The sequence below is a fragment of the Trinickia sp. genome (genome assembly GCF_057351765.1).
Genome location: NZ_JBMRBK010000013.1, coordinates 1 through 25,129 on the forward strand (window position 1 = coordinate 1; position 25,129 = coordinate 25,129).

Below are 25,129 nucleotides of genomic sequence, written 5' to 3' on the forward strand. Positions count from 1 at the left end.
CCGGACGCGGTACCGAGCTCGGGGATCGACGGCGGGTTGAACGGAATGACGAGCCCATCCTTGTAGTTCGCATAGTGCATGAACATCCGCTGAATGACGGCCTGCACCTTCTGGTCCGCATGCTGCCGCTCGCCGTAATCCTTGAGCCGCACGAAGACGAGACCCGAGTTCTGGCCGCGGCCCGCGAAGCTGAAGCCGTTGACCGTGAACACCGATTCGACGACCGATTTCTCTTTGTTGAGCAGATAGTCGGCGATGTTCGCGAGGGTCTTGCCCGTGGTCTCTTGCGTCGAGCCTGTCGGCGTGCGCACGAGAATGAACGCGTAGCCCTGGTCCTCGTCAGGCAGGAACGACTTCGGCAAGCGCACGAACAGCAGCCCGATCGCGACGATGACGACGATATAGATCAGCAGCCAGCGGCTCGAACGGCGAATGACGTGATGCACGCCTTTCTGATACTTCTCGCGGCTCGTGTTGAACGTGCGGTTGAACCAGCCGAAGAAGCCCGTCTTTTCCTCGTGATGGCCCGCCGGTATCGGCTTGAGGATCGTCGCGCACAGCGCCGGCGTCAGAATCAGCGCGACGAGCACCGAGAGCACCATCGCCGCGACGATCGTCAGCGAGAACTGCCGGTAGATCGCACCCACCGAGCCGCCCGAAAGCGCCACCGGCACGAACACGGCCGAGAGCACGAGCGCCACGCCGACGAGCGCGCCCGTGATCTGGCTCATCGCCTTTCTCGTAGCATCCCGGGGCGATAAGCCCTCCTCGGCCATGACGCGCTCGACGTTCTCGACCACGACGATCGCATCGTCGACGAGCAGACCGATCGCCAGCACGAGCCCGAACATCGAGAGCACGTTGATCGAAAAGCCCACCGCGTTCATGATCGCGAAGGTACCGAGCAGCACCACCGGGACCGCGATCGTCGGAATCAACGTCGCGCGCAGGTTCTGCAGGAACAGGTACATGACCAGGAAGACGAGCACGATCCCTTCGAGCAGCGTCTTGATCACTTCCTCGATCGACAGCCGCACGAACGGCGTCGTGTCATACGGGTACTTCACCGCAAGACCGTGCGGGAAGTACCGCGACAGCTCTTCGACACGCTGGCGCACGAGCTTGGCCGTCTGGAGGGCGTTGGCACCCGTGGCGAGCTGAATGCCCATACCGACGGTCGGCTGACCGTTGTAGGCGGTGTCGACGTTGTAGTTTTCGCCGCCGAGCTCGAGGCGCGCAACGTCCTTGATCCGCACCTGCGAGCCGTCCGGATTCACCTTCAGCAAGATATCGCCGAACTGACCGGGCGTGCGCAGCAGCGTCTGCTCGGTGATCGTCGCCTGCAGCATCTGCCCCGGCACGGAGGGCGTCCCGCCCAGTTGGCCGGCTGCGACCTGGACGTTCTGGTTCTGGATCGCCGTCGAGACGTCGACAGGCGTGAGCCCGTAGTTCGTCAGCTTGTTCGGGTCCAGCCAGATCCGCATCGCGTACTGTGTGCCGAACAGCGACAAGGTGCCGACGCCGTCGATACGGCTGATCGGATCCTGAATGTTCGAGGCGACATAGTTCGCAAGGTCGTACTTGTTCATGCTGCCGTCTTCGGACACGAACGCGAGCACGAGCAGGAAGCTGCTGCTCGATTTCGTCACCTTCGTGCCGAGTTGCTGCACGACCGACGGCAAAAGCGGCGTCGCAAGCGAGAGCTTGTTTTGCACCTGCACCTGCGCGATGTCAGGATTGGTGCCGGCGGCAAACGTCAGCGTGATCGTGGCGGTGCCCGAATCGTCGCTCGTCGAAGATAGATAGAGCAGGTGATCGAGGCCGCTCATCTGCTGCTCGATGACCTGCGTCACCGTATTTTCGACCGTCTTCGCCGAGGCGCCCGGATACGACGCGCTGATCTGGATCGACGGTGGCGCGATCGTCGGGTACTGCGCGATCGGCAGATTGAAGATCGACGCAATCCCCGCCAGCATCAGGATGATCGCAATCACCCACGCGAAAATCGGTCGATCGATAAAAAACTTGGCCATGTAACGGGCTCCCCTCTGTTACGCGCCGGACGCGGGCTGCGATGCCGAAGCCGGCTGCGTGGCAGTGGCGGTGGAGGCGCCGGATGCCGGCGCCGCGAGCTGGGCCGGTACGGCCTTCACGGCCATGCCCGGACGGACTTTCTCCGTGCCCTGAACGATCACGCGGTCGCCCGGATTCAAGCCGCTCTCGACGATCCAGTCGGGGCCGCGCATGCCCGCGGTCACGAGCGGACGCGGCGCGACCTTGCCGTCGGCAGCGACGACGAGCGCGCTCGCCTGTCCTTTCTGATCGTGCGTGACGCCGATTTGCGGCACGAGCATCGCGCGTTCGTTGACGCCCTCCTCGATGCGCGCGCGCACGAACATGCCCGGCAGCAGGACCCGGTTCGGGTTCGGGAAGATCGCCCGCACCGTGATCGAGCCCGTCGACTGATCGACGGTCACATCGGAAAACTGCAGCTTGCCCTGCTGGGCGTACGTCCTGCCATCTTCGAGAATCAACGTGACCTTCGCGGCGCCCGGTCCGTTCGTCTTCAAGCGCCCTTCCTGGATTTCGCGACGCAGCTTGAGCCCGTCGAGGCTCGACTGCGTGAGATCGACGTACATCGGATCGAGCTGCTGAATCGTATCCATGAGCGTGGCCGCGCTCGCCTGCACATACGCGCCCGGCGTGACTTGCGACACGCCGGTGCGGCCCGTGATGGGCGCGACGACGTCCGTGTAGCCGACATTGATCTGCGCCGTCTGAACAGCGGCCTTGGCCGACGCGACGTCCGCCGCGGCCTGCCCCTGCGCGGCAACGGCATTGTCGTAGTCCTGCTTGCTGACCGCGTTCGCGGCCACGAGCACCTTATAGCGGTTCGCCTGGGCCGCCGTGCTGGCGAGATTGGCCTGCGCCTTGGCCAGCGACGCCTTCGCACTGTTGAGCGAGGCGATATACGGCGCGGGGTCGATCTTGTACAAGCGCTGGCCGGCCTTCACTTCGCTACCCTCGGTGAACTCGCGGCGCAGCACGATACCGTCGACGCGCGCACGCACCTGCGCCACGAGGAAAGCGCTCGTGCGCCCCGGCAACTCGCTCGTGACGGGCACGGCGCTCGTCGTGACGGTGACGACGCCCACCTCGGGCGTTTGCGGCGGCGGTGCCGACTGCTTTTGTCCGCACGCCGCGAGAATCATGGCAGCCGTCGCGGTAGCGATCAGGCGAAGAGGAACCGTTTCGACACGCATGGAGCGACCTCTGATCAATGACTGGGAACAAAGTAGGCCCGCTGCGCCCCATTCCCGCGAGGCGCGCGGCGCGACTCATGTCGCGAAACGCTTGAAGACGACGGCCCCGCGAGAGGGCCGGGCACGCACGGCACGTCAGGCGCGCGGCGCCGCGCTGAGATACCGGCGGCGCGCCTGGAGCGATAGCGCAAAGCTGGCGCGCGATCCCGCGCGAGACAGCCAGGGACCGATATTACCGGGAATCCGCACTGGACCATTCAAACGTAGGACGGTATTGTATATACATTCATCAATGTATGTAAAAGGTTTTCGTTGCGAAACATGCTTACTTCGAGCAACAATTCGCGCCTGTAATACGCGGTAATCAATCGATTCGTTCTATTCGTCCGACTGTATCGTTACAGACGCGTGACTGCCGGGAATCGACGAAGCCGCCAAGCGGAAAGCAAGATGGTCAGGAAAACGAAAGAAGAGGCACGGGAGACGCGCAACCGGATTCTCGATGCGGCAGAGCAGGTGTTTTATGACAAGGGCGTATCGCGGACTTCGCTCGCCGACATCGCTGCGCAGGCGGGTGTCACGCGCGGCGCGATCTATTGGCATTTTGCGAACAAAGCCGATGTTTTCACGGCGATGTTCGACCGCGTCTTGTTGCCGCTCGACGAACTTTCCGCCGGCGATGGCGAGCCGCCCGATCCGCTACTGCGGCTCGCCGAGAAACTCAAATGGTGTTTGCGCGCGGCGGCTGTCGATCCGCAGCGCCGCCGCGTCTTCGACATCCTTTTCCTGAAATGCGAATTCGTCGATGAAATGGGGCCCGTCAAGGCACGCCATCAGGCCAGCATGGAAGAAGGGCTCGGCAAGCTCGAGGACGATCTGCGCGCGGCCATCGAGCGCGGCCAGTTGCCGCCCGATCTCGATACCCAACGCGCGGCACTCTTTCTCCATGCGTTCGTTGGAGGATGTCTGCGCGATGCACTGATGCTTCCGCCGAGGATCGATCTCAGCGCGCACATCGAAGCATTCGTCGATGCGTGCCTTCATACGCTGCGTACGAGCCAGGCTCTGCGCGGCGCGTGAACGCACGTAACGCAGAGCCGCGCGCCGCGCCAGCCCCCTACGCCTGGGTCGGCATCGCCACGGCGCGCCGCCGGGCGGCCTGATTCGAAGCGTAGATCGTGCTGCGCTCGAGCGGCTCGCCCGCTGCAAGCGCCGCGAGCCATGTGTCGGTATCGGCCACGGACGCGAAGCGCGACTGCAGCACCACGCAATAGACGCGATGAATTTCCTGCGCGCTCGCAAAGCCTGCGCTGTTCTCGTAGGGCACTGAACCGGAGGCGTCGGAGAGAAACTCGACGGCGAAACCCGCGTGCAGCGCGTGAACGATGGTCGATGCGTCGCAGTTGTGCGTCATGTAGCCGACCACTGTCAACGTGTCGATTTCCTGCTCGGCGAGCCACTGAGCAAGGTCGGTCCCCGCAAACGCGCTCGGCAGCGATTTTTCGACATAGTGATCGCGCTCCCGGCCGGCGACTACCGGATGCAGTTCGGCTCCCGGCGTGCCGCGCGCAAAAAGCGGCGAGCCCGCTGACGCGAAGTTCTGGACCACGACGACCGGAACGGAGGCGGCGCGAGCCGCATCCATCGCCCGCCCGATATTGGCGAGGGAGCTCTGGACGTTCGGGAATTCGATCGGCAAGTCGCCGGTGACATATTCGTTCTGCACGTCGATGACGACGAGTGCACGGCGCGGGAAGCGAGACATGGTGAGCTCCTGATGTCGAAGGGGTCCGCGAGGCGGAAGACGGACTCCATTCTTCCGTCCCGGGCCGCCCGCCGATAGTGGCCCGAATGACATTAATCGATATAATCGGGCCAATCCAATCGCCGCATTCGCCCTCCGTTAGGAGTTTCATGCGCCATCCGAACGCTGGCTCGCCTGACGCCGCGCCCATCGTCGCTGTCGTCGCTTTCGACGGCATCAGTCCGTTTCATCTCTCGGTGCCGTGCATCGTCTTCGGTGAGGACTACAGCGCGGGGAATGTGCCGCGCTTCGATTTGCGCGTGTGCGCGTGCCGCGCGGGCGATCTTGGAACAAAGGCGGGATTCACGATTACGGCAGCGCACGGGCTCGATGCGCTGGATGTCGCCGACATCGTCATCGTGCCGAGCTGGGACGGCGCCTTTCGCGAGCCCGGGGACGCGCTGATCGCCGCATTGCGGCGCGCTCATGCGCGTGGCGCGCAATGCGTGGGGCTGTGCCTCGGCGCGTTCGTCCTGGCGGCCGCGGGTCTGCTCGACGGTCGGCGCGCGACCACGCACTGGGCGTGGGCCGGCGAATTCGCCCGGCGCTACCCGGCCGTGGAGGTCGATGCGTCAGCGCTCTATGTCGACGACGGCGATATCCTGACGTCCGCCGGCACCGCCGCCGGCCTCGACTGCTGTTTGCATGTTCTCCGTACGCGCTGCGGCGTGCAAGCCGCGAACTACGTCGCTCGCCGACTGGTCGTACCGCCGCACCGCCAGGGCTCGCAGGCTCAATTCGTGGAGCAGCCGGTCGGCACCGACGCGCGCGACGCGCGGCTCGTCGCGCTGCTCGATTGGGTCCGTGCGAACGTGCACGAACCCCATACGCTCGACTCGCTGGCCGAACGCGCGCTGATGAGCCGACGCACCTTCACCCGGCGGTTCCGCGAGGCGACGGGCACCACCGTCGGCGCATGGCTGCTCACGGCACGGCTTTCACGTGCTCAGCAGTTGCTCGAGACGACCGACGAGAGCGTCGATGCGATCGCCGAATCGGCGGGCTTCGGCTCGGCCGTCTCGCTGCGGCAGCATTTCGCCGAGACATTGAAAACGTCGCCGAGTGCATACCGTCGGGAATTCCGCGGCGCGGCGCAAGCGGTCGCTACTGAAGGCGGTGCAGCAGATAAAGCAACGCGCCGACGATGATGATGGCAAGCGCCCAGGCCCAAGGCGGCATCGCTCGCGGTTCGCGGCGTTCGAGCCCGTGCGAGCCGCGCGCGCCCAGCAGCAGACCGCTCAATCGGCCCGAGGCGGGCGACGGCGCGTCGACGTGTGGACTCCGGTGCACGAGGCCTGCCAGATTGATGGGCCGCAGGAACACATGCTGGCGCCGGCTCCATCCGGCAGGAGCCGCACGATTGGGCCGCTTGCCGTGCTTGGCCTCGACGACGGCGGCGAACTCCGCGAAGAAATCCTCGGCCAGCGCTTGCAGCGCATTTTCGATCTGCCCCGGCGGCAGCGCGGCCAGCGGCCCGGTAAGCGTTGTCCAGATCGCATAATCGATGCGCGTGGTCTCGGCCGCATCGCCGGACCCGGCAGGCTCGAGTGCGATCTCGAGCTGGCCCCGCAGCGAACCGACGCCGGCCGCGCCAGCCTTGAAGTTGATCACGCGATGCAATACGCGAGCAGGCTCGCGCTCGGGTGAGTCTTCGACGTCCGCTAGATGCAGCCGTACCTCGTAGCGTCCTCGGAGCGGACCGACAGGCACGGTGAACGTCAACGCGAATTCGCCGTCGGGCAATCGGGTGAACGTCTCGCAGTTCTCGAGGCTTGCGCGCACGAGCGCGAGGTCCGACAGCGCTTGGGCTACGGCGGCTGGCGCAAGGTCGACGCGCACTGCATCGGTCAGCTCCATGACGACTCCCTTCGCTGCATGCGCGGCTCCTCGCGTCAGCTCACGACGTCTGGTCGATTCGATCGACGCGCTCGCTGAAAAACGCCAGGCAATCCTTGATCGCGGCAGCGGCTTCGTATGGCGACTCGTAGCTCCATGCCACGTTTTCGATGACCTCGCCGTCTTCCGTGCGCAGATGAAAATACGACGCATCGCCTTTGTAGGGGCAATGCGTCGTCGTCTCCGAACGCGAGAAGCGCGTCATGTTGACGTCCTCGCGCGGGAAGTAAAAGACATCTTGCAAGCCGGTCTCTTTGAGCGTGAATCCCCGGCTCGTGTCCGCCAGCGTGATTCCGCTGTGGATCACACGCAGACGATGCGGGTTGGGCTCGATATCGACGCGATGGGCATTCGTCATGGCGATTCCCTTGGCAAGGTTCGAACGGAGATACGCCTTTGCGGCAATGCAAAAAGCCACGGGCTCTCACCCGTGGCTTCCATTATCAGACAAAGATCGCGCACGTGCGCGGTCGGCGTGCGCTACTGCGTGCTCCAGTGGAAATCCGCGTGCGCCCCGGGCTTGCCCGTAACGGTCACCGCGCGCGTTTGCTCCTGATCCTTGTACTTCGCATGCACCGTATAACGGCCCGGAGGCAGCTTCACGAGCATGTACGGCCCCTTCGAGTCCGTCGAAAGGACCTGGTCGTTGCCGGAACCTACGATCATCACGTGCACGTCGGCCAGATAGTCGGCCGTCGGACCCGTGAAACGCAGCGACAGCGGCCACTCATGCGCGGCGCTCTTGAGCGCCGTGGACTCGTCCAGACCCACGCCGCCCGACACGTACGAAACCGCCCCCTCGTGCTGAATGGGCGGCATGCCGCCGCCGTTCGCGTTGCCGGCGCTGGTCATGTCGGTCGTCGTACCGCCGACCGTGCCGGAACTGGAGGAGGCTTGCGCGAACGCACCGCCCGCGAATCCGAGGGCAAGGACCGCGGCCAGGGCCGAGAGTCTTGCTCGTTTGCTGTTGGGTGTTTTCATGGCATCACTCCTTTTTCTTCATAAAGAAGAGAGCCAGCAATGCCCGTGCCCGGCGGGGCGCGAGGCCCCGGCACGGGCAGCTGGTTTCAACCGAGATCGACCGGCACGAAGATCTGTGCATCGTTGCGCTGGATCAGCAGCGCGACACTGCTGCCGGCCTTCGCGATGATCTGCTTCAGCTGCTCCGGCGACGAAACCGGGCTGCCGTTGACGGCGAGAATGACGTCGCCGGGCAGGATGCCGGCATTCGCCGCGGGACCCGACGATTGCTGCACGACGAGGCCGTGATTCAAAGAACCGCTGTTCTTTTCCTGCGGCGTCAGCGCGCGCACTGCCACGCCCAGTCGGCTCGGCGCGGCGCTCGCGGTGCTGTTGTCGGCCACCTTGGTGTCCGAGAGCGAGCCCAGCGTGACCGTCAGCTGCTTTTTCGACTTGTCGCGCCAGATGTCGAGCGTGGCCTTGCTGCCGGGCTTCATCGCCGCGATCTGCGCGGGCAGATCGGTCGAATCGCCGACCGCCGCGCCGTTGACGGCAAGAATCACGTCGCCCGCTTGCAGTCCCGCCTTCGCGGCCGGGCCGCCCGGATCGACCGAACTCACGAGCGCGCCGGCCGGTTTGGGCAGGCCGAACGAGTTGGCCAGGGTCTGATTGACGCCCTGCACCGCCACGCCGAGCCGCCCGCGGCTGACATGGCCGTTCTTCACGAGTTCGTCCTTGACACGCATCGCTTCATCGATCGGGATCGCGAACGACAGGCCCTGGAAGCCGCCCGTTTGCGAGTAGATCATCGAGTTGATGCCGATCACCTGCCCTTGCAGGTTGAAGAGCGGTCCGCCCGAGTTGCCGGGGTTGACCGGCACATCCGTCTGAATGAACGGCGTGTAGTTCTCGTCGGGCAGCGAGCGGCCCTTCGCGCTGATGATGCCCGAGGTCACCGTGTTCTCGAACCCGTACGGCGAGCCGATCGCCACCACCCACTGACCGACCTTGCTCTGCTGCGGATCGCCGATCTTCACGACCGGCAGATTCGAGGCATTGATCTTGATCACGGCCACGTCGGACTGCTTGTCGGTACCGATGACCTTCGCGCGGAACTCCCGCTTGTCGGTGAGCTTGACCGTGACGACGTTCGCGCCATCGATCACATGCGCGTTGGTCAGGATGTAGCCGTCATTGCTGATGATGAAGCCCGAGCCCAGGCTTGCGCTCGGGGTGGCGTCGGGCTGCGCGTCGCCATCGCCGTCGTTGAAGCCGGGGAACTGGCCGTAAAAGCGCTTGAAGAACTGATAGAACGGATCGCTCGGGTCGATCGGCAGTTGCTGCGCGCGGTGCGCCGTGCGCTTCACGACATGCTTCGCGCTGATATTGACCACCGCGGGACCATATGCCTCGACGAGCCCCGAGAAGTCCGGGATGCCCGTTTTCGCAGCGGCTTCGGCCGGCATCATCGGCGCGGCGTACGCAGCGGTGATGATCTGGGGATCGGCGTGGCGCGTGCCCGCCACATAACCTCCGGATACGGCGAGTGCAACCGCGACCGCGATTGCCCCGCGCGACAGAAATTTCCTGTTCATCGAATGGGCCTCCTTACTTGATGGTACGCAGAGTAAGGCGCGCGACTTAAAGGAACCTTAACGGTGCGGCAACCCGTCGCACGGGGCTCAGGGGCTCAGGGGCTCAGGGGCTCAGAGGCTCAGAGGCTCGGAAATCAGAACCGCACGGTGACGAGCAGCCCGCCAAGCGCGGCCTCGCCCAGTTCGATGGTCGCGCCGTTTTGCGTGGCGACGCGCTTGACGATGGCCAAACCGAGGCCGCTGCCCGAGACATCGGCACGGGCGCGCGCCGACGCATCGCGATAGAAGCGGTCGAACACGCGCTCACGCTCGTCTGACGGGATGCCCGGGCCGCTGTCGGCGATCTGCACGCATGGCCGCCCCTCCTGCCCCACCGTGAGCGTCACATCGATGCGCCCGCCCGGCGGCGTGTACTTGACGGCGTTATCGAGCAGGTTGCCGAACATCGCGCGCAACGCATCGGCATCGGCCATGGCGGTGGCCGGCTGCGCGTCCTCGAAGCCCAGATCGACGCCGCGGCGCTGCGCGAGCGGCGCATGCGCGGCGACGCATTCGGCGAGCAACAGTCGCAAGTCCACCGAATCGCGCACGGCGCCCGCCGCCGGCTCGGCGCGCGCGAGCGCCAGCAGTTGCTCGGCAAGACGCGTCGCGCGCGTGACACCGGCCTGCAAATCGTCGAGCGCCTCTCGGCGCGATGCATCGTCGCGCGCCCGCGCCACGAGCTGAGACTGAATCTGCACCGCGGCCAGCGGCGTGCGCAATTCGTGCGCCGCATCGGCCACGAAGGCGCGCTGCGTATCGAGTGCCTCGGTCAGCCGCGCGAGCAGGCCGTTCAACGCACGCACGAGCGGCTGCACCTCCAGTGGCAGCCGCCTGTCGGGCAGCGGATCGAGCGCTTCGGGCCGCCGTGCGTTGAGCGCGCGCGTCACGCGCGCAAGCGGCGCCAATCCGCGCCCGACGATCACCCAGACGGCGAGACCCAAAAGCGGCAGCAGCACGATGAGCGGCCACAGCGTGCGCAGCGCGACGTTCGCGGCCAACCGGTTGCGCACGGACACGGGCTGCGCGAGCTGGACGACGTTGTCGCCGACGATGGCGCCATACACGCGCCAGTCGCCCCGCTCGGTACGCTCGGTCGAGAACCCGAGCTCGGCGCGCGGCGCGAGCGGCGCGCGCGGATGGGAGTAGTACATCAGCGCGCCCGTGCGGCTCCAGATCTGGATGACGATGCCCTCGTCGGCCTCCTTGTGGGCGCCGAAGATCTGCGAGAAAGGCTCCGACGGCAGCGCGGCGGCGATCTCCTGCAACTGGTAGTCGAAGAGTTCGTTGGCCTCGGCGAGCGCCTGGCGATAGATGAGCCAGCCCGCCGCACCCACGCCCGCAACGACGATCGCGAGCAGCCAGACAAGCAGTTGATGACGAATGGAACGCATTGAAGAAGACGAGAGGACCGCGAAAGGAAGCGCTCAGGCGTCCTTCGCGATCATATAGCCGAGGCCGCGCACGTTGCGGATGAGTTCCGCGCCGAGCTTCTTGCGCAGCGCGTGGATGTAGACTTCGACGGTATTGCTGCCGATCTCCTCGCCCCATCCGTACATTTTTTCCTCGAGCTGACTCTTGGAGAGCACGGCGCCAGGGCGCGCGAGCAGCGCCTCGAGCAGCGCGAATTCGCGCGCCGACAGCGCGACGGGCGTGCCGTCGAGCGTCACCTGATGCGCAGCGGGATCGAGGGTCAGCGTGCCGTGACGGATGACGGACTCGCTGCGCCCCGCCTGCCGCCGGATCAGCGCCCGCATGCGCGCAGCCAGCTCGTCCAGATCGAACGGCTTCACGAGATAGTCGTCGGCGCCGGCATCGAGCCCCTTCACGCGGTCCGCGACGGCGTCGCGCGCGGTCACGATCAGCACCGGCATCGTCAGCCCCCGCGCGCGCATCGCGCGCAGCACGTCCAGACCGTCGCGCTTGGGCAGCCCGAGATCGAGCAGGACCAGGTCATACGGCTCCCCGGCCGCGGCGGTCGGCGCGCTTTCGCCGTCTTGGACCCAGTCCACCGCGAAGCCGTCGCCGCGCAGCGCCTTACGCACGCCTTCGGCAATCATCTTGTCGTCTTCGACCAGCAAAATCCGCATTGCATCCGCGCGGCCGACCGCGCCAGTGTCGCTCATGACGTGCATTGTAGCCGGCTCGGCGTATCGTCGTGCCGCCCGCCCGGCGGCGCGCCGCTCTACAATGTCGGCTTTGTCCGCCCGTTCGCCATGCCCTTCGTGCCTTTCATGACGATCGTCCCGCTCGCCGCGCTGCTCAATCGGGTTTGCCGTCTCGCCCCGCCTTCGGTATTGCCCATCCGTCCGAAAGCGCCGCCCGCGCTCGTCCGGCCGCCGCGCCGCGCGCGGGCGTTCGCACGAAGCGCGGCCGCGCTCGGCGTGGCGATGAGCCTCGCCTGTGCCGCCGGTGCCGATGCCGAAGCGCGCACACTCAAGCACCGGCCGCACATCAACGTGAGCACCGAGTTGCCCGTCGCGGTCACGCGCGCGCTGGCCCGCGCTCATGTGCCGCTGAATTCGGTCAGCGTGGTGATCGAGCGCATCGGCAACCCGACTCCCGTCGTCGCGCTCAATGCCACCAAACCGATGCTGCCGGCGTCCACGATGAAACTCGTGACCACTTACGCCGGCCTCGCGATGCTCGGGCCCGACTACCGGTGGCGCACACGCGCCTACGCGGACGGCACGGTGGATGCGAGCGGCGTGCTGCACGGCGACCTCTACGTTCAAGGCACGGGCGATCCGAAGCTCGTGCCGGAAGAGCTCGTCGATCTCGTCGACAAGATCCGCAAGAACGGCATCACGGGCATCGATGGCGCGCTCGTGCTCGACAAGCGCTTTTTCGATCCGTCCACGCGCGATCTGCCGCCGTTCGACGAAGATGCGAACGCCCCGTACAACGTCGGGCCGGATCCGCTGCTCTATGCATTCAAGTCGCTGTCGTTCACGCTGACGCCGGCCGGCGACGGAGCTGTCGCGATCGACGTGCTGCCGCCGCTCGCTCAGCTCAAGGTCGACAATGCGCTGCGCGCAAGCCCGGGCCCGTGCGTGGGCGCGGCCGATGCGGTTACGCCGAACGTGACGCCGCAAGGCGACGGCACCGTCGAAGCGATGTTCGCGGGCAACTATCCTGCGCGTTGCGGCCCGCGTACGATCAACCTCGCGGTGCTCGACCACACGGCGTTTTTCGCGGGCGGCTTTCTCGCGCTATGGCGCCAGGCGGGCGGGACGTTCAAGGGCACCACGCATGAGGGCGCCGTCCCCTTCGGCGCACGGCTCGTGGGGACCCACCACGGCCCGCCGCTCGCGGACATCGTGCGCGACATCAACAAGTTCAGCAACAACGTGATGGCGCGCAATCTGTTTCTCACGATCGGCGCCGTTGCCAGCGAGCCGCCCGCCACCCCGCAAAAGTCGGCGGCGGCCATCGAGCGGTTTTTGCATTCGCACGGACTCTCGATGCCCGCATTGACGCTCGCCAACGGCTCGGGGCTCTCGCGGGACGAAGAGGTCAGCGCGCTGGGACTCGCCGAGCTGTTGCAAGCGGCGAACGCGAGCCCGGTCGCCCAGGTGTTCGTGGCTTCGTTGCCGATTGCTGGCGTCGACGGCACCATGCGCAACCGGCTACGCAACGAACCGGTCTTAGGCAATGCGCATATCAAGACCGGGACGCTGCGCGACGTGCGGGCAATCGCGGGCTATGTCGCCGCGGCCAACGGCGAAAGCTATGTCGTAGTCAGTCTGATCAACGACGAGCATGCCGCCGCGGCCCGCGAAGCCCACGACGCACTGCTCGAATGGGTTTATCGCGGATTGAAGTGAGCGCCGCCGCGGCCTCGACGCGCCCCGCACATCGGCCGACGCGTTTGCCGCACGCGGCTTCGACACACCCGCTGCCCGCCCCCGTTCGCTCGAATACTTCTTCTAAGATAAAGTGCGCCGCCGCAAGGGACGAACGTGTAGGCTGTCGGGCAGCGATCGAGATGGCACGCGAGGATTCTTCCCGCCGTTCCGATCGACCGAAAAGGGGACAGCGGCGCTGACAGCGCTGCGGCAAAACCAAGCAGAAGAACAGGAGGAAGACGTCATGCAATTCGACGCCGAATTGCTCCTCATTGCCATGGCGCCCGTCTTTCTCGCATGCATCGGCTGGGAAGCGTGGCATATGGCGCGTACGCGGGCCGATGCGCGAATCTACAACTGGCGCGATACGCTTTGCAACGCGGCACTTGCGCTCATGCATCAAGGCGCCGACAAGCTCGCCTGGTTCGCCGTCGTGCCGATCTACGGCTACGTCTATACGCACTACAGGCTGCTGACCTGGGAACCCGGCGCGTTCGCGTTCGCGGTGCTGTTCGTGGCACAAGACCTGCTCTATTACGTCTTCCATCGCATGAGCCACCGCGTACGCTGGCTTTGGGCCGCGCATGTGGTGCATCACTCGTCGGAGCGGCTCAACTTGTCGACAGCGTTTCGTCAGAGTCTCATGTATCCCGTTGCGGGCATGTGGGTGTTCTGGCTACCGCTCGCGCTGATCGGATTTCCGCCCGCGCAGATCGTGGCCATCGTCCTCGTCAATCTCGCCTTTCAATTCTTCGTGCACACGCAGGCGTTCGGCCGGCTCGGCTGGCTCGGATACGTACTCAATACGCCGTCGACCCACCGCTGTCACCATGCGCGCAATCCACGCTACATCGATCGCAATTTCGCGGGCGTGCTCGTTATCTGGGACCGCATTTTCGGCAGCTATGTGACGGAAGATCCGGCGGACCCGCCCGAATATGGAATCGTGGACGGACCCACGACGCATAACCCGCTGAAGGCGACGTTTCACGAATGGGCATCGATGTTCGCCGATGTCGCCCGCGCCGACGGCGTTCGAAACAAGCTGCGCGTGCTCGTGGCACCGCCCGAGTGGACCGCTGCGGTGCACTCGACACGCTAGCAGCCTCGCGCAACTCAAGCCAAACCACACATACGAGGAGATGAAATCGATGGAACTCAGTCATAAAACGCAGCCGAAGCGCCTGTTGCGCATGGCGCAAACAGCGATTGCCGGTGTCGCATTCGCGTTGCTCGTGGCGTGCGGCGGCGGAGGTGGCTCGAGCTCGCCAGCGAGTTCCACTCCCGCCGGCGGCGTGTCGTTGAAGGTCGTCTCGTTCGGCGACAGCCTGTCGGACGTCGGTACCTACGCCCCGTTCGCGAACGCGAACTTCGGCGGCGGCCGCTTCACGACGAATCCGGGGCAGGTCTGGACACAGAATGTCGCCAACTACTACGGCGATACGCTGACGACCGCGGTAACGGGCGGCTTCGGCTTGCCCACCACGTCCACGGGCGGCTTCGGCTACGCCCAAGGCGGCGCGCGCGTTTCGCTGCAGCCGGGCATCGGCTATCCGACGACGACGACGGTGCCGGTCGCGACGCAGGTGCAGAACTACCTGAGCCAGAAAGGTAGTTTCAATAGCGGGCAACTCGTGCTCGTACAGGGCGGCCCCAACGACATCATCATCGCGGCTCAGGCTATCGCTGCCGCTCCGACCAACCCGACCGTGATCGCGCAGCAACAGGCCAACGTGGTATCGGCCGCCACGACGCTCGCGGGCGTAGTCGGCACGATCCTGCAAAACGGTGCAACGAAGGTCGTCGTGGTGAACGTGCCCGACATCGGCAAGGCGCCGCTCGGCGTCGCCTCGTCGGACGGCGGTGCGCTGCTCACCGCGCTCAGCAGCGGCTTCAATACCGCCTTCAGCACGGCCCTGACCGCCACGGGGCTGATGAGCAAGGTCATCTTCGTCGATTCGTTCTCGTTCATCGACAGCGTCGTGGCGAGTGCGTCGGCGAACGGGTTCTCGGTGTCGAACAACGGTACGGCCTGCAACTTGACGGCGATGCAGACGAACGCGACGAACTACGCGACGGCCAACCCCAGCGTGCTCCAGCCGGGCGAGACGCCGGCTCAGTTCGGTGCTTCGCTGGCCTCCTCGTTGTTTTGTTCGCCGCAGGTCTATACGACGGCCAACGCGGACCAGACCTACATGTTCGCGGACACCCTCCATCCGACCACGCGGTTGCATCTGCTGTTCGCTCAGCAAGTCGAAAAACAGATCGCCGCAGCCGGCATCGGCAAGTGATACGCAGGTGATCCGATCCGCCTGACGCAACCGTCGTCGCGTTCGAAGCAGGCCGTTTCGAACGCGACGACGGACGATCGTTGACAGTCTTATCAGAACTATTTACATTCCCCGCCTCATACCTAGCAGTCGATGACAGTCGGACGAACCGACGCAAGGAACGGCCCGCTCATTGCGGCGCTGTTTCCACCCAGCGTGATACCTCGAAGAGGCAAGCGATTGTTGGAGAAACAATGCTTGACCTGCCTCACTTGCCTGTCGCGTCCGACAGGGCCGATGCATCGCCGCTGTTGCGCTGTGCATCCGATCCGCTCAGCCAGCTGATCCTCTACATTCGGGCGATGCCCGCCGAGATTTCGATTCTCGATCCCGTCGTCGCCGCGCTCACGCAAGGTCTGCCCTTGACCAGCCGGAAAACGTGGCCTGCGCATATCACGGCGAGCGCGATCGCGCTCCGGGAAGAGTCGGTTCTGGTCGTCCGGCACGAGGCGCTCGGCAAATGGTTGCCTCCCGGCGGCCACGTCGAGGAAGGCGAACATCCTGTTCGAGCTGCATTGCGCGAGCTCACGGAGGAAACCGGATTTTCGTGCTCCGTGCATACTTGGCATCGCTTGCATCCTTTTCCGGTCGATGTCGACGTGCACGAAATTCCATCGAACAGTGCGAAACGCGAACCCTCCCATCTGCACATCGATTTTCGATATCTGATAGACATCGGCGCACGCACGAGGGCGCCCGAGATGGAATGCGAGTATCGGAGCATTGCCGCGATCGACGAGCCCAATCTGCGCTTGCTGTTCGCCAAGCTCGGCCGTATGGGTCTCGCCCAGGCGGAGGCCGAAGCGCGATGAGCAGGCAGTTCTTCTCGATGATGCTGCAGCACGTGCCGGCCGACGTTGAGTCGATCGTCATCGTCACTCACCTCGTTCCCGATGCGGATGAATTCGTGCTGGCGCTCAATGACAAAGTCCCCGTTTCGGCTGTCATCCCCAAACCGAGCTCGTTGAATCGAAGCGTGCTGTCGAAGATCCAGCGCGATGTGCCGGTCTTGAACTACAGCAGGCGTACGATCGCTTCGCAACCGGCCGCCTTTCTGAGCGACCTGAAAAAACGCGTCTGCGATAAAAGATTCGCCATCATCGATACGGGCGGCTATTTTTCCCACGTCCTCGACGACATGGCGAAGCCCAACGAATTCAACCTGGCCGGAATCGTAGAGGATACGGAAAACGGCCATAAAAAATACGAGTCGTTCCTGGCAAGCGACGACGAGCGCCGCGAGCTTCCTTTTCCGATTCTCTCCGTCGCCCGCAGCAAGCTCAAGGAGCCGGAAGATTTCCTCGTCGGCCAGGCCGTCGTTTTTTCCGCCGATGCGCTGCTGCGCGAGTGCGGCATCTTGTTGACGGGCAAGCAGGCCGCCGTGCTGGGTTACGGAAAAATCGGAAGCAGCATCGCAGCGAACCTGCGCGCGAAAGGCGTCAGGGTGGACGTGCACGACTCCAACCCGGTCAGGCAGGCACTCGCGTGTGCGCACGGATACAGCTTGCGCAGCCGGGCAGCCGTTCTGAGTCAGGCCGACGTGATTTTCGGGGCGACGGGAAACAAATCGGTTCGCGCAGCCGATATCGACGCCATGAAGGAAGGCGCCTTCATTTTCACGGCCACATCAGGCGACGACGAGATCGACGGCTACGATGACATTCTTGCGCGCCGCAAGCCGTCGCCGCTTCATCCGCGCGTTTGCGCACTCGCATCGCGCAAGGGGGCGACCTATCTGTGCAACGACGGCAACGCCATCAACTTCATGCATGGCGGCGTCCTCGGCCCATTTATCAAGCTGGTCCAGGCTGAATTGATCTTCGCGCTTTCTCAGCTCGACACCGCGCATCGCGGCCACATTCGCCACCTCAGCGACGAATCCAAGCGGTTCATCGCCGATCTCTGGCTGTCTCATTTCCACCCTCCACGCCTGAACGAGCAATGAGTCCAACCCACACATTTTCGTCGTCCGCTTCGATTCAACCGGTCATCGAGGCACTCCGGGGCGAACTGAGAACGACGTTCGACCAAAGCATCGTGGCGCACGATATCGCGCATCTGGATCGCGTCGTGTGCAACGCCGCTCAGATCTGCGATACCGAACCGGATGCCGATCGCTTCGTCGTCGCCATCGCGGCACTACTGCATGACTTTCATCGCGTGCTCGAGAAGCAGCACCGTCGCCATGTCACGCCAGAAGAAGCCGAACCGGAATTGCGGTGTTGGATAGCGGCCTCGACGCTCGTTCCGGCGAGCGCTATCGATCGCATCTGCGCGGCCGTCAATTTCACCGAGTACTACCGTTGCGCAGGCCACGATATCGAATCGATGGCGCCTTCGCTCGAAGCGCGGATCGTCCGCGATGCGGACATGCTCGATGCGCTCGGGGCCGTCGGCATCGCCCGCGCGTTCATGTTCGGCGGCTATCTGGGAGAGCCGATGTGGGTCGACACAGACCCATCGTCACTGGGCGGAACGTTCGTTCCCGGCAAGGCCACGTCGGTGGTTCACCACTTCCACGAAAAGCTCTTCCGGCTTGAATCGGAGATGCTCACGCATCGCGGCAAAGTCCTCGCCCGTGCGAGGACTGAGTACATGCGCAGCTTTCTGGACACGCTCATGGAGGACTTGCGCCCGCCTCGAACGCGGCAGCGGCCCGGCCCAGCCGATCGTTGACGGCAATCCATTCGGCCGTCTCCGGCAGCTTTTCCACCAAAATCCGCGTGACGTCCGCACGGTCCAGCGCCCGCAGCAAGCCGTAAAGCTCGCGCGCATAGACGTGTGGATCTTCCGGCGCGGCCACGAAATGCACGCTGGCCGCGTCGGCCCATGCACCGGCACTCGAGGTGCGCGCCACAAGCGCAATATGCGCGCTCTCGTTGCGCGCGCCTTCGAGCAGCGGCACCAATGCCTCGAAAGCAGCCAGCGTGAGCGGCGTACGCGGCGCGTAATGGGCTTTGAGCGTACCCGAGGCGCGCGGTGCCGTTGCATCGGTGCCGTCAGGCAGACGCGGGGCCACGCCGAGTACATCGGCAATGTCGACAGGCGTCACGCGCCCGGGCCGCAGCAGCGCGGGAAACCCACGCGACAAATCGAGGATCGTCGACTCGATGCCGACGTCGCACGCGCCGCCGTCGAGGACGTAGAGGCTATCGCCGAATTCTTCCCGCACGTGCTGCGCCGTCGTCGGGCTGACGTGACCGAACCGGTTCGCCGACGGAGCCGCGACACCGCCGTGGCCCGCCCGGCGCGCGTCGAACGCGTCGAGCAGCGCCTGCGCGACCGGATGCGAAGGCGCCCGCAGGCCGACTGTGTCCTGACCGCCGCTCACGGCCGCGGGTATGTGCGCCGCGCGCTTCAGGATCAGCGTGAGCGGCCCCGGCCAGAACGCGTCGATGAGCCGTTTGGCGTCGTCCGGCAGTGCGTCGACCCAGTATTGCGGATCGCCGTTGGGACCTAGATGAACGATGACGGGGTGATTGGACGGCCGCCCCTTCGCCGCATAGATTCGGGCCACCGCCGCCGGGTCCTGCGCATCGCCGCCGAGCCCATACACGGTCTCCGTCGGAAAGGCGACAAGCTGCCCCGCGGCGAGCAGCGTGGCGGCCTCTTCGATTCGCTCGGCCGCAACGGCGGGCACGGGAGACTGTGGCGGGCGGGGTGACATCGCGAGGCGACTTCCTGGTATGGCTTGCAGCTTGTCTGGGGCGGGTTCGATTCGACGACGGCCGGCCCTCAGCCGAGCGGGATATGCATGAGACGCGCGCAATCGCGCGCCGCGGTGCGCGCTTCGTCGAGCGTCGCCGCCGTGAAATTGATGTGTCCCATCTTGCGGCCCGGCCGGGCTTCCTCCTTGCCGTAAAGATGCAGCCGCGCCGTCGGCATGGCCGCCACGTCGTGCCAGGGCGGCGTCATCGGTGTAGTCGTGCCGGCGCCGGCGGTACCGGTGGGGCCGCTGCCCGCAAACCAGACGTCGCCGAGTATGTTGAGCATGACCGCCGGCGAATGCTGACGCGGATCGCCGAGCGGCATGCCCGTCATCGCGCGCACCTGCTGCTCGAACTGGCTCGCCGCGCAGGCGTCGACCGTGTAGTGCCCGGAGTTATGCGGCCGCGGTGCCATTTCGTTGGCAACGAGCGAACCGTCTTCGAGCACGAAGAACTCGACGCACAACACACCGACATAGCCGAGCGCCTCGGCGATCCGCCGGGCCGCCTGCTGAGCGCGCTCGACGAGCGCGGCCGAGGCGTCGGGCGCGGGCACCATCGTCAGCGCGAGCACGCCATGACGGTGGACGTTCTGCGCGAGCGGATAAACAGCCGTCGCCCCACCGGAGCCACGCGCGACGAGCGCCGACACCTCGAACTTGAGCGGCAGCAGCTTTTCGAGCACGCAGGGCACGCCCGAGAGCTCACTGTACGCATCGCGCACCGCCTCGGCGCTCGTCACGCGCACTTGCCCTTTGCCGTCGTAGCCCAGGCGTGCCGTCTTGAGAATGCCCGGGAGTACGGCCTCGAGTTCCGCGTCGGAGAGTGCCGCGAGCGCGTCCTGCGATTCGATGACGACATGGGGCGCCACCGGCACGCCGCAGCTTTCGATGAAGCGCTTTTCGGCGATGCGGTCCTGCGCGATGGCGACGCAGCGTCCGGCAGGGCTCACGAACGTGCTGCGCCCGAGAAAATCGAGGCTGGCGGCCGGCACGTTCTCGAATTCGGTCGAGACCGCCGCGCACAGGCGCGCAAGCTCGGTCAGCGCCGCCTCGTCGGTGTAGGCGGCGCGCAGATGCCGATCGGCCACGCGGCCGGCCGGACTGGATTCGTCCGGGTCGAGCACGGCGACACGGTAGCCCATCGCCTGCGCGGCGAAGCAGAACATGCGGCCGAGCTGGCCGCCACCGACCATGCCGAGCCACGCGCCGGGCAGAATCGGAGAAACAGGGGTCATGTCAGGACTCATTTCAGTGGTGTGATCTCACGCGCAGCGCGCGGGCGTCGGCATCTGGCTATATCGATCGGTCTCAAAGCGGGGGCAGCACCATCGCGCGGGCCGCTTCGTTCTGGCGCTCGCGAAATGCCGCTAAACGCTTCGCGTAGTCGTCCGAGGTGCCGGCCAATACGGCGACGGCAAACAGCGCCGCATTGGCCGCGCCGGCTTCACCGATCGCGAACGTCGCCACCGGTACGCCCTTGGGCATCTGCACGATCGAATGGAGCGAATCGACCCCCTTCAGATACCGGCTCGCCACGGGCACCCCGAGCACGGGCACCGTCGTCTTCGCGGCGAGCATGCCCGGCAGATGCGCCGCGCCCCCCGCGCCGGCGATGATCGCGCGCAAGCCGCGCGCGCGGGCCGCTTCCGCGTAGGCGAACATTTCGTCGGGCATGCGGTGCGCCGAGACGACGCGCGCTTCGTACGGTACGCCGAACTCCTGCAAAATCGAGACGGCGTGTTTCATCACCTCCCAATCGGAGCTCGAGCCCATCACGACGCCGACGAGCGGCGCCGCATGCGTATGGGTGGGATCGGTCTTGACTGCTTCGCTCATCGTGCGCGGTTCCTTCGCTACATCCAATCAATCACATGTCGTTCAACTGCGGCACGGCGCTCACGCGAGCTTTTGCCCTGTCAGACGCTCGAGCGCTTCACGGTATTTCTCGCTCGTCTTCGCGACCACATCGGCCGGCAGTTTCGGTGCCGGCGCCGTCTTGTTCCAGGGTTGCGTCTCGAGCCAGTCGCGCACGAACTGCTTGTCGAACGACGGCGGATTGCTGCCCACCTGGTACTGATCGGCGGGCCAGAAGCGCGATGAATCGGCCGTGAGCGCCTCGTCCATCAGGTAAAGCTTGCCGTGGTTGTCGAGCCCGAATTCGAACTTGGTATCGGCGATGATGATGCCGCGCGTCGCCGCGTACTCCGATGCTTCCTGGTAGAGCTTGATCGAAATGTCGCGGATCGTCGCCGAGAGTTCGGTGCCGATGCGCCGCTCCATCTCGTCGAACGTGATGTTTTCGTCATGATGCCCGAGCTCGGCCTTGGCCGCCGGCGTGAAGATCGGCTCGGGCAGCTTCTGCGCATTGGACAGGCCTGCCGGGAGCGCGACGCCGCACACCGAGCCCGTCGCCTGATAATCCTTCCAGCCGCTGCCGGCCAGATAGCCGCGCACGACCGCCTCGACGAGAATCGGCTCGAGACGCTTCACCACGATCGCACGCCCCTTTACCTGCTCCACCTCCTCGGGCGCGACCACGCTTTCGGGTGCGACACCGGTCAGATGATTCGGCACGATATGCGCGAGACGCTCGAACCAGAAATTAGCCATCTGATTCAGCACGCGGCCCTTGTCGGGAATCGGCTCGCCCAGCACGACATCGAACGCCGACAGGCGATCGGTCGTGACGATGAGCAGGCGATCGGCGCCGACCGCATAGTTGTCGCGGACTTTCCCACGGCCCAGAAGGGGCAGCGAGCGAAGCGAGGATTCGTAGAGGGTAGACATCGTCGTGGACCGTCAGTCGTCAATAGGAATACAGATCAATACAGCGTCCCGCTGAACAGCATGAAAAAGCGCGACTCGAACAAAATGCAAACGCCGTTCCCATCGATGCAGCGGGAACGGCGAGGCGTCGATACTACCGTCCGGCTCAGCGCACGACTTGCGCCAGCTCGCCGGACTTGTACCGCTCGGCGATCTTCTCGAGCGGCAGCGGCTTGATCTTCGCTGCCTGCCCCTCGCAGCCGAATGCGCGATAGCGATCCACGCAGATCTTCTTCGCGGCCTCGCGGGCGGGTTTCAGGTAGTCGCGCGGATCGAACTTGCCCGGGTTCTCGAACAGATAGCGTCGGATCGCACCGGTGATCGCAAGGCGCAGGTCGGTATCGATATTGACCTTGCGCACGCCGTGCTTGATACCTTCCTGAATCTCTTCGACGGGCACGCCGTAGGTTTCCTTCATGTCGCCGCCGAATTCGCGAATCTCCGCGAGCAGCTCCTGCGGCACCGACGACGAACCGTGCATGACGAGGTGCGTATTCGGAATGCGCGCGTGGATCTCCTTGATGCGATCGATCGCGAGGATATCGCCGGTCGGCTTCTTCGTGAACTTGTAGGCGCCGTGCGAGGTACCGATGGCGATGGCCAACGCGTCGCATTGCGTTTGCTTCACGAAATCGGCAGCCTGCTCGACATCCGTCAGCAACTGCTCGCGCGTCATCGTGCCTTCGGCGCCGTGGCCGTCTTCCTTGTCGCCCTTCATCGTTTCGAGCGACCCGAGCACGCCCAGCTCCGCCTCGACCGTGACGCCGATGGCATGCGCCATTTCGACGACCTTGCGCGACACCTCGACGTTGTACTCGTACGAGGCGACGGTCTTGCCGTCGGCCTGCAGCGAGCCGTCCATCATGACGCTCGTGAAACCGCTGCGGATCGCGGCCATGCAGACGGCCGGCGATTGTCCATGGTCCTGATGCATGACGATGGGAATGTGCGGGTACGATTCGATGGCGGCTTCGATCAGATGGCGCAAAAACGGTTCGCCGGCGTATTTGCGTGCACCGGCCGAGGCCTGCATGATGACCGGCGCGCCGACCTCGTCCGCCGCCGCCATGATGGCCTGGACCTGCTCCAGGTTGTTCACGTTGAACGCGGGCAGGCCGTAGCCATGCTCGGCCGCATGGTCCAGCAGTTGACGCATTGATACGAGAGGCATGCTGAGTACTCCTTGAGATGAAAACCGGGTGCTCGTAGCGGCACTTATTGTGCGAATGTGCGCGATTTTATCGCGAAGCGGGTCGGGTCCCGTAGTTTCGGGCCGGATTGTGTCCGCCCACCACGAACGACTGGCGGCCACGCGAGCCCGGGCGGCGCCGCGAAAAAAGCGGCCAGCGGCGCGCAATCCGCGCTGCCGCTGCCCGCATTCTGCGCATTCGGCGGCATGCGGCCAAGCGCTACGCCGGGTCGCCGACACGCACGATCTTGAGCGTATTGGTACCGCCCGCCTGCCCCATCGGCTCGCCCACCGTCAGCACCACCATGTCGCCGCGCGAAGCGAAGCCCTTCGAGACCACGACCTCCACGGCCTGCTTGAGCGCCTGGTCGCGGTCGCTGTTCGGCTCGATGGCCAGCGGCGTCACGTTGCGGAACAACGCCATCGCGCGCTCGCTCGCCACGCGCGACGTCAACGCGAAGATCGGGACGTGGGTCCAATGGCGCGAGAGCCACAAGGCCGTCGCGCCCGATTCGGTCAGCGCGACGATCGCCTTTGCGCCGAGATGGTAGGCCGTGAACAGCGCGCCCATGGCGATCGACTGGTCGATGCGCGTGAACGTCCGATCGAGAAAGTCGCGATCGAGCTCGACGTGCTCGGATTTTTCGGCTTCGATGCAAATCGCCGCCATCGCCTCGATCGTCTGCACCGGATACTTGCCGGCGGCCGTCTCGGCCGACAGCATGACGGCATCGGTCCCATCCAGCACGGCATTGGCGACGTCGGACACTTCCGCGCGGGTCGGCACGGGCGCGTAGATCATCGATTCCATCATCTGCGTGGCCGTGATCACGAGCTTGTTCGACTCCCGAGCCATGCGAATCATGCGCTTTTGCAAGGCCGGCACCGCCGCGTTGCCCACTTCGACCGCCAGATCGCCGCGCGCGACCATGATGCCGTCCGACGCGTCGAGAATGCCCTGCAGTGCCGGAATCGCTTCCGCGCGCTCGATCTTCGCGATCATCTTCGGCTTGATGCCGTACGGCATGCCGGCGATGTTCGCTAACTGGCGGGCCATTTCCATGTCCGTCGCGTTCTTCGGGAACGACACCGCGATGTACTCGACACCGATGGCCATCGCCGTGCGGATGTCTTCCATGTCTTTCGCCGTCAGCGCGGGCGCGGTGAGGCCGCCGCCCTGGCGATTGATACCCTTGTTGTTCGAGAGTTCGCCGCCCACCTTGACGATGGTGTGAATCTCTTCGCCGACGACACGCGACACCGTCAGGACGATCAAGCCGTCGTTCAGCAGCAGCACATCGCCCGCTCTCAGGTCGCGCGGCAGATCGCGGTAATCGAGCCCGACGCGCTCCTCGTTGCCGAGTTCGCAGTTCGCATCGAGGATGAACGGGCTGCCGGCCGTGAGCTGCACCTTGCCGTTTTCGAATCGGCCGACGCGGATTTTCGGACCCTGCAGATCGGCCATGATGGCGACTTCCCGCCCCGTCTTGCGGGCCGCTTCGCGCACGTGCTCGGCGCGCTCGCGATGGTCGTCCGCCGTGCCGTGCGAAAAGTTCAGGCGCACCACGTCGAGACCCGCCTGCATCATCTGCAGCAGGACTTCCGGCGAACTCGATGCCGGGCCGATAGTGGCGACAATCTTGGTGGCGCGATGCATGTAACTCCTCGTC

Annotated in this window: 23 protein-coding genes; 8 read left to right on the forward strand and 15 right to left on the reverse strand. The window is 65.1% G+C overall.

Translation table 11 applies throughout. The features are described 5' to 3' along the window. Together ACO1XS_RS02150 and ACO1XS_RS02155 are read right to left on the reverse strand one after the other, a co-directional pair. Positions 1-2,033 (reverse strand): efflux RND transporter permease subunit (locus ACO1XS_RS02150; protein WP_486389922.1); only part of this gene is annotated, 2,033 nt, incomplete at its 3' end. 18 nt (positions 2,034-2,051) lie between these two features. Continuing rightward, entirely contained in the window at positions 2,052-3,263 is a 1,212-nt protein-coding gene (locus ACO1XS_RS02155) for an efflux RND transporter periplasmic adaptor subunit (RefSeq protein ID WP_331571975.1), read from the reverse strand. Positions 3,264-3,713: 450 nt separating this feature from the next. Here ACO1XS_RS02155 and ACO1XS_RS02160 point away from each other — a divergent pair, with 450 nt between their 5' ends. Further along, positions 3,714-4,343 carry a TetR family transcriptional regulator gene (locus tag ACO1XS_RS02160; protein WP_331571977.1) on the forward strand — a complete coding sequence of 210 codons (630 nt, stop codon included), beginning with the start codon at positions 3,714-3,716 and terminating at the stop codon, positions 4,341-4,343. A 37-nt stretch (positions 4,344-4,380) separates the two neighbouring features. Here the strand turns inward: ACO1XS_RS02160 and ACO1XS_RS02165 are convergent, their stop codons facing one another. After that, positions 4,381-5,028: a cysteine hydrolase family protein gene (locus tag ACO1XS_RS02165; RefSeq protein WP_331571979.1), complete on the reverse strand. Its 648-nt coding sequence runs from the start codon at positions 5,026-5,028 to the stop codon at positions 4,381-4,383. A 149-nt stretch (positions 5,029-5,177) separates the two neighbouring features. Between ACO1XS_RS02165 and ACO1XS_RS02170 the strand changes: the two genes are divergently transcribed. Further along, positions 5,178-6,215, forward strand: a complete 1,038-nt coding sequence (locus tag ACO1XS_RS02170; protein ID WP_486389923.1) for a GlxA family transcriptional regulator — start codon at positions 5,178-5,180, stop codon at positions 6,213-6,215. On the opposite strand, the gene ACO1XS_RS02175 is transcribed toward ACO1XS_RS02170, so the two are convergent. The 6 genes from ACO1XS_RS02175 to ACO1XS_RS02200 form a co-directional block, all read right to left on the reverse strand. After that, positions 6,172-6,924, reverse strand: coding sequence for an SRPBCC family protein (locus ACO1XS_RS02175; RefSeq protein WP_481582126.1), 753 nt, complete (start codon positions 6,922-6,924; stop codon positions 6,172-6,174). The genes ACO1XS_RS02170 and ACO1XS_RS02175 overlap by 44 nt on opposite strands. 40 nt (positions 6,925-6,964) lie before the next feature. After that, the gene (locus ACO1XS_RS02180; RefSeq protein ID WP_331571985.1) at positions 6,965-7,321 is read right to left on the reverse strand and encodes a DUF427 domain-containing protein; all 357 of its coding nucleotides are present in this window, start codon (positions 7,319-7,321) and stop codon (positions 6,965-6,967) included. A gap of 122 nt (positions 7,322-7,443) precedes the next feature. Next, complete coding sequence (locus ACO1XS_RS02185) at positions 7,444-7,944, reverse strand: carboxypeptidase-like regulatory domain-containing protein (RefSeq protein ID WP_331571987.1); 501 nt, start codon at positions 7,942-7,944, stop codon at positions 7,444-7,446. 86 nt (positions 7,945-8,030) lie between these two features. Then, positions 8,031-9,518, reverse strand: a complete 1,488-nt coding sequence (locus ACO1XS_RS02190) for a DegQ family serine endoprotease (protein WP_331571989.1) — start codon at positions 9,516-9,518, stop codon at positions 8,031-8,033. Between the two features lie 134 nt (positions 9,519-9,652). Continuing rightward, positions 9,653-10,951: an ATP-binding protein gene (locus ACO1XS_RS02195; protein ID WP_331571991.1), complete on the reverse strand. Its 1,299-nt coding sequence runs from the start codon at positions 10,949-10,951 to the stop codon at positions 9,653-9,655. 33 nt (positions 10,952-10,984) lie between these two features. Then, a complete protein-coding gene (locus ACO1XS_RS02200; protein ID WP_331572035.1) occupies positions 10,985-11,647 on the reverse strand; it encodes a response regulator in 663 nt (220 codons plus the stop codon). A gap of 168 nt (positions 11,648-11,815) precedes the next feature. Here ACO1XS_RS02200 and dacB point away from each other — a divergent pair, with 168 nt between their 5' ends. The 6 genes from dacB (at position 11,816) to ACO1XS_RS02230 (ending at position 18,411) form a co-directional block, all read left to right on the forward strand. Further along, positions 11,816-13,384 carry a D-alanyl-D-alanine carboxypeptidase/D-alanyl-D-alanine endopeptidase gene (dacB, locus tag ACO1XS_RS02205; RefSeq protein WP_486389948.1) on the forward strand — a complete coding sequence of 523 codons (1,569 nt, stop codon included), beginning with the start codon at positions 11,816-11,818 and terminating at the stop codon, positions 13,382-13,384. 265 nt (positions 13,385-13,649) lie between these two features. Then, a complete protein-coding gene (locus tag ACO1XS_RS02210) occupies positions 13,650-14,507 on the forward strand; it encodes a sterol desaturase family protein (protein ID WP_331571995.1) in 858 nt (285 codons plus the stop codon). Between the two features lie 49 nt (positions 14,508-14,556). Then, on the forward strand, positions 14,557-15,696 hold the full coding sequence (locus tag ACO1XS_RS02215) for an SGNH/GDSL hydrolase family protein (protein ID WP_331571997.1): 1,140 nt from the start codon (positions 14,557-14,559) through the stop codon (positions 15,694-15,696). Positions 15,697-15,929: 233 nt separating this feature from the next. Continuing rightward, a complete protein-coding gene (locus tag ACO1XS_RS02220; protein WP_486389924.1) occupies positions 15,930-16,547 on the forward strand; it encodes an NUDIX hydrolase in 618 nt (205 codons plus the stop codon). Further along, the gene (locus ACO1XS_RS02225; RefSeq protein ID WP_331572001.1) at positions 16,544-17,680 is read left to right on the forward strand and encodes an adenosylhomocysteinase; all 1,137 of its coding nucleotides are present in this window, start codon (positions 16,544-16,546) and stop codon (positions 17,678-17,680) included. Before ACO1XS_RS02220 ends, ACO1XS_RS02225 begins: the two co-directional genes overlap by 4 nt. Then, entirely contained in the window at positions 17,677-18,411 is a 735-nt protein-coding gene (locus ACO1XS_RS02230; RefSeq protein ID WP_486389925.1) for an HD domain-containing protein, read from the forward strand. The genes ACO1XS_RS02225 and ACO1XS_RS02230 overlap by 4 nt, the downstream gene beginning before the upstream one ends. On the opposite strand, the gene ACO1XS_RS02235 is transcribed toward ACO1XS_RS02230, so the two are convergent. From ACO1XS_RS02235 to pyk, 6 genes are all read right to left on the reverse strand, one after another. Continuing rightward, positions 18,353-19,402, reverse strand: a complete 1,050-nt coding sequence (locus tag ACO1XS_RS02235) for an L-threonylcarbamoyladenylate synthase (protein ID WP_486389926.1) — start codon at positions 19,400-19,402, stop codon at positions 18,353-18,355. The two genes, ACO1XS_RS02230 and ACO1XS_RS02235, sit on opposite strands and share 59 nt — an antisense overlap. Positions 19,403-19,470: 68 nt before the next feature. Continuing rightward, positions 19,471-20,691, reverse strand: coding sequence for a 5-(carboxyamino)imidazole ribonucleotide synthase (locus ACO1XS_RS02240; RefSeq protein WP_486389927.1), 1,221 nt, complete (start codon positions 20,689-20,691; stop codon positions 19,471-19,473). 61 nt (positions 20,692-20,752) lie between these two features. Then, entirely contained in the window at positions 20,753-21,280 is a 528-nt protein-coding gene (purE, locus tag ACO1XS_RS02245; protein ID WP_331572009.1) for a 5-(carboxyamino)imidazole ribonucleotide mutase, read from the reverse strand. A gap of 60 nt (positions 21,281-21,340) precedes the next feature. Beyond that, the gene (locus ACO1XS_RS02250; protein ID WP_331572011.1) at positions 21,341-22,231 is read right to left on the reverse strand and encodes a phosphoribosylaminoimidazolesuccinocarboxamide synthase; all 891 of its coding nucleotides are present in this window, start codon (positions 22,229-22,231) and stop codon (positions 21,341-21,343) included. A gap of 145 nt (positions 22,232-22,376) precedes the next feature. Then, complete coding sequence (fba, locus tag ACO1XS_RS02255; protein ID WP_173257409.1) at positions 22,377-23,441, reverse strand: class II fructose-bisphosphate aldolase; 1,065 nt, start codon at positions 23,439-23,441, stop codon at positions 22,377-22,379. A 238-nt stretch (positions 23,442-23,679) separates the two neighbouring features. Next, positions 23,680-25,116 carry a pyruvate kinase gene (gene pyk, locus ACO1XS_RS02260; protein WP_331572013.1) on the reverse strand — a complete coding sequence of 479 codons (1,437 nt, stop codon included), beginning with the start codon at positions 25,114-25,116 and terminating at the stop codon, positions 23,680-23,682. Between the last annotated feature and the right edge of the window lie 13 nt (positions 25,117-25,129).

Coding starts and splice junctions, on each gene's coding strand:
- ACO1XS_RS02155 (WP_331571975.1), bottom strand. CDS start 3,263: ATGCGTGTCGAAACGGTTCCTCTTCGCCTGATCGCTACCGCGACGGCT.
- ACO1XS_RS02160 (WP_331571977.1), top strand. CDS start 3,714: ATGGTCAGGAAAACGAAAGAAGAGGCACGGGAGACGCGCAACCGGATT.
- ACO1XS_RS02165 (WP_331571979.1), bottom strand. CDS start 5,028: ATGTCTCGCTTCCCGCGCCGTGCACTCGTCGTCATCGACGTGCAGAAC.
- ACO1XS_RS02170 (WP_486389923.1), top strand. CDS start 5,178: ATGCGCCATCCGAACGCTGGCTCGCCTGACGCCGCGCCCATCGTCGCT.
- ACO1XS_RS02175 (WP_481582126.1), bottom strand. CDS start 6,924: ATGGAGCTGACCGATGCAGTGCGCGTCGACCTTGCGCCAGCCGCCGTA.
- ACO1XS_RS02180 (WP_331571985.1), bottom strand. CDS start 7,321: ATGACGAATGCCCATCGCGTCGATATCGAGCCCAACCCGCATCGTCTG.
- ACO1XS_RS02185 (WP_331571987.1), bottom strand. CDS start 7,944: ATGAAAACACCCAACAGCAAACGAGCAAGACTCTCGGCCCTGGCCGCG.
- ACO1XS_RS02190 (WP_331571989.1), bottom strand. CDS start 9,518: ATGAACAGGAAATTTCTGTCGCGCGGGGCAATCGCGGTCGCGGTTGCA.
- ACO1XS_RS02195 (WP_331571991.1), bottom strand. CDS start 10,951: ATGCGTTCCATTCGTCATCAACTGCTTGTCTGGCTGCTCGCGATCGTC.
- ACO1XS_RS02200 (WP_331572035.1), bottom strand. CDS start 11,647: ATGCGGATTTTGCTGGTCGAAGACGACAAGATGATTGCCGAAGGCGTG.
- ACO1XS_RS02210 (WP_331571995.1), top strand. CDS start 13,650: ATGCAATTCGACGCCGAATTGCTCCTCATTGCCATGGCGCCCGTCTTT.
- ACO1XS_RS02215 (WP_331571997.1), top strand. CDS start 14,557: ATGGAACTCAGTCATAAAACGCAGCCGAAGCGCCTGTTGCGCATGGCG.
- ACO1XS_RS02220 (WP_486389924.1), top strand. CDS start 15,930: ATGCTTGACCTGCCTCACTTGCCTGTCGCGTCCGACAGGGCCGATGCA.
- ACO1XS_RS02225 (WP_331572001.1), top strand. CDS start 16,544: ATGAGCAGGCAGTTCTTCTCGATGATGCTGCAGCACGTGCCGGCCGAC.
- ACO1XS_RS02230 (WP_486389925.1), top strand. CDS start 17,677: ATGAGTCCAACCCACACATTTTCGTCGTCCGCTTCGATTCAACCGGTC.
- ACO1XS_RS02235 (WP_486389926.1), bottom strand. CDS start 19,402: ATGTCACCCCGCCCGCCACAGTCTCCCGTGCCCGCCGTTGCGGCCGAG.
- ACO1XS_RS02240 (WP_486389927.1), bottom strand. CDS start 20,691: ATGAGTCCTGACATGACCCCTGTTTCTCCGATTCTGCCCGGCGCGTGG.
- purE (WP_331572009.1), bottom strand. CDS start 21,280: ATGAGCGAAGCAGTCAAGACCGATCCCACCCATACGCATGCGGCGCCG.
- ACO1XS_RS02250 (WP_331572011.1), bottom strand. CDS start 22,231: ATGTCTACCCTCTACGAATCCTCGCTTCGCTCGCTGCCCCTTCTGGGC.
- fba (WP_173257409.1), bottom strand. CDS start 23,441: ATGCCTCTCGTATCAATGCGTCAACTGCTGGACCATGCGGCCGAGCAT.
- pyk (WP_331572013.1), bottom strand. CDS start 25,116: ATGCATCGCGCCACCAAGATTGTCGCCACTATCGGCCCGGCATCGAGT.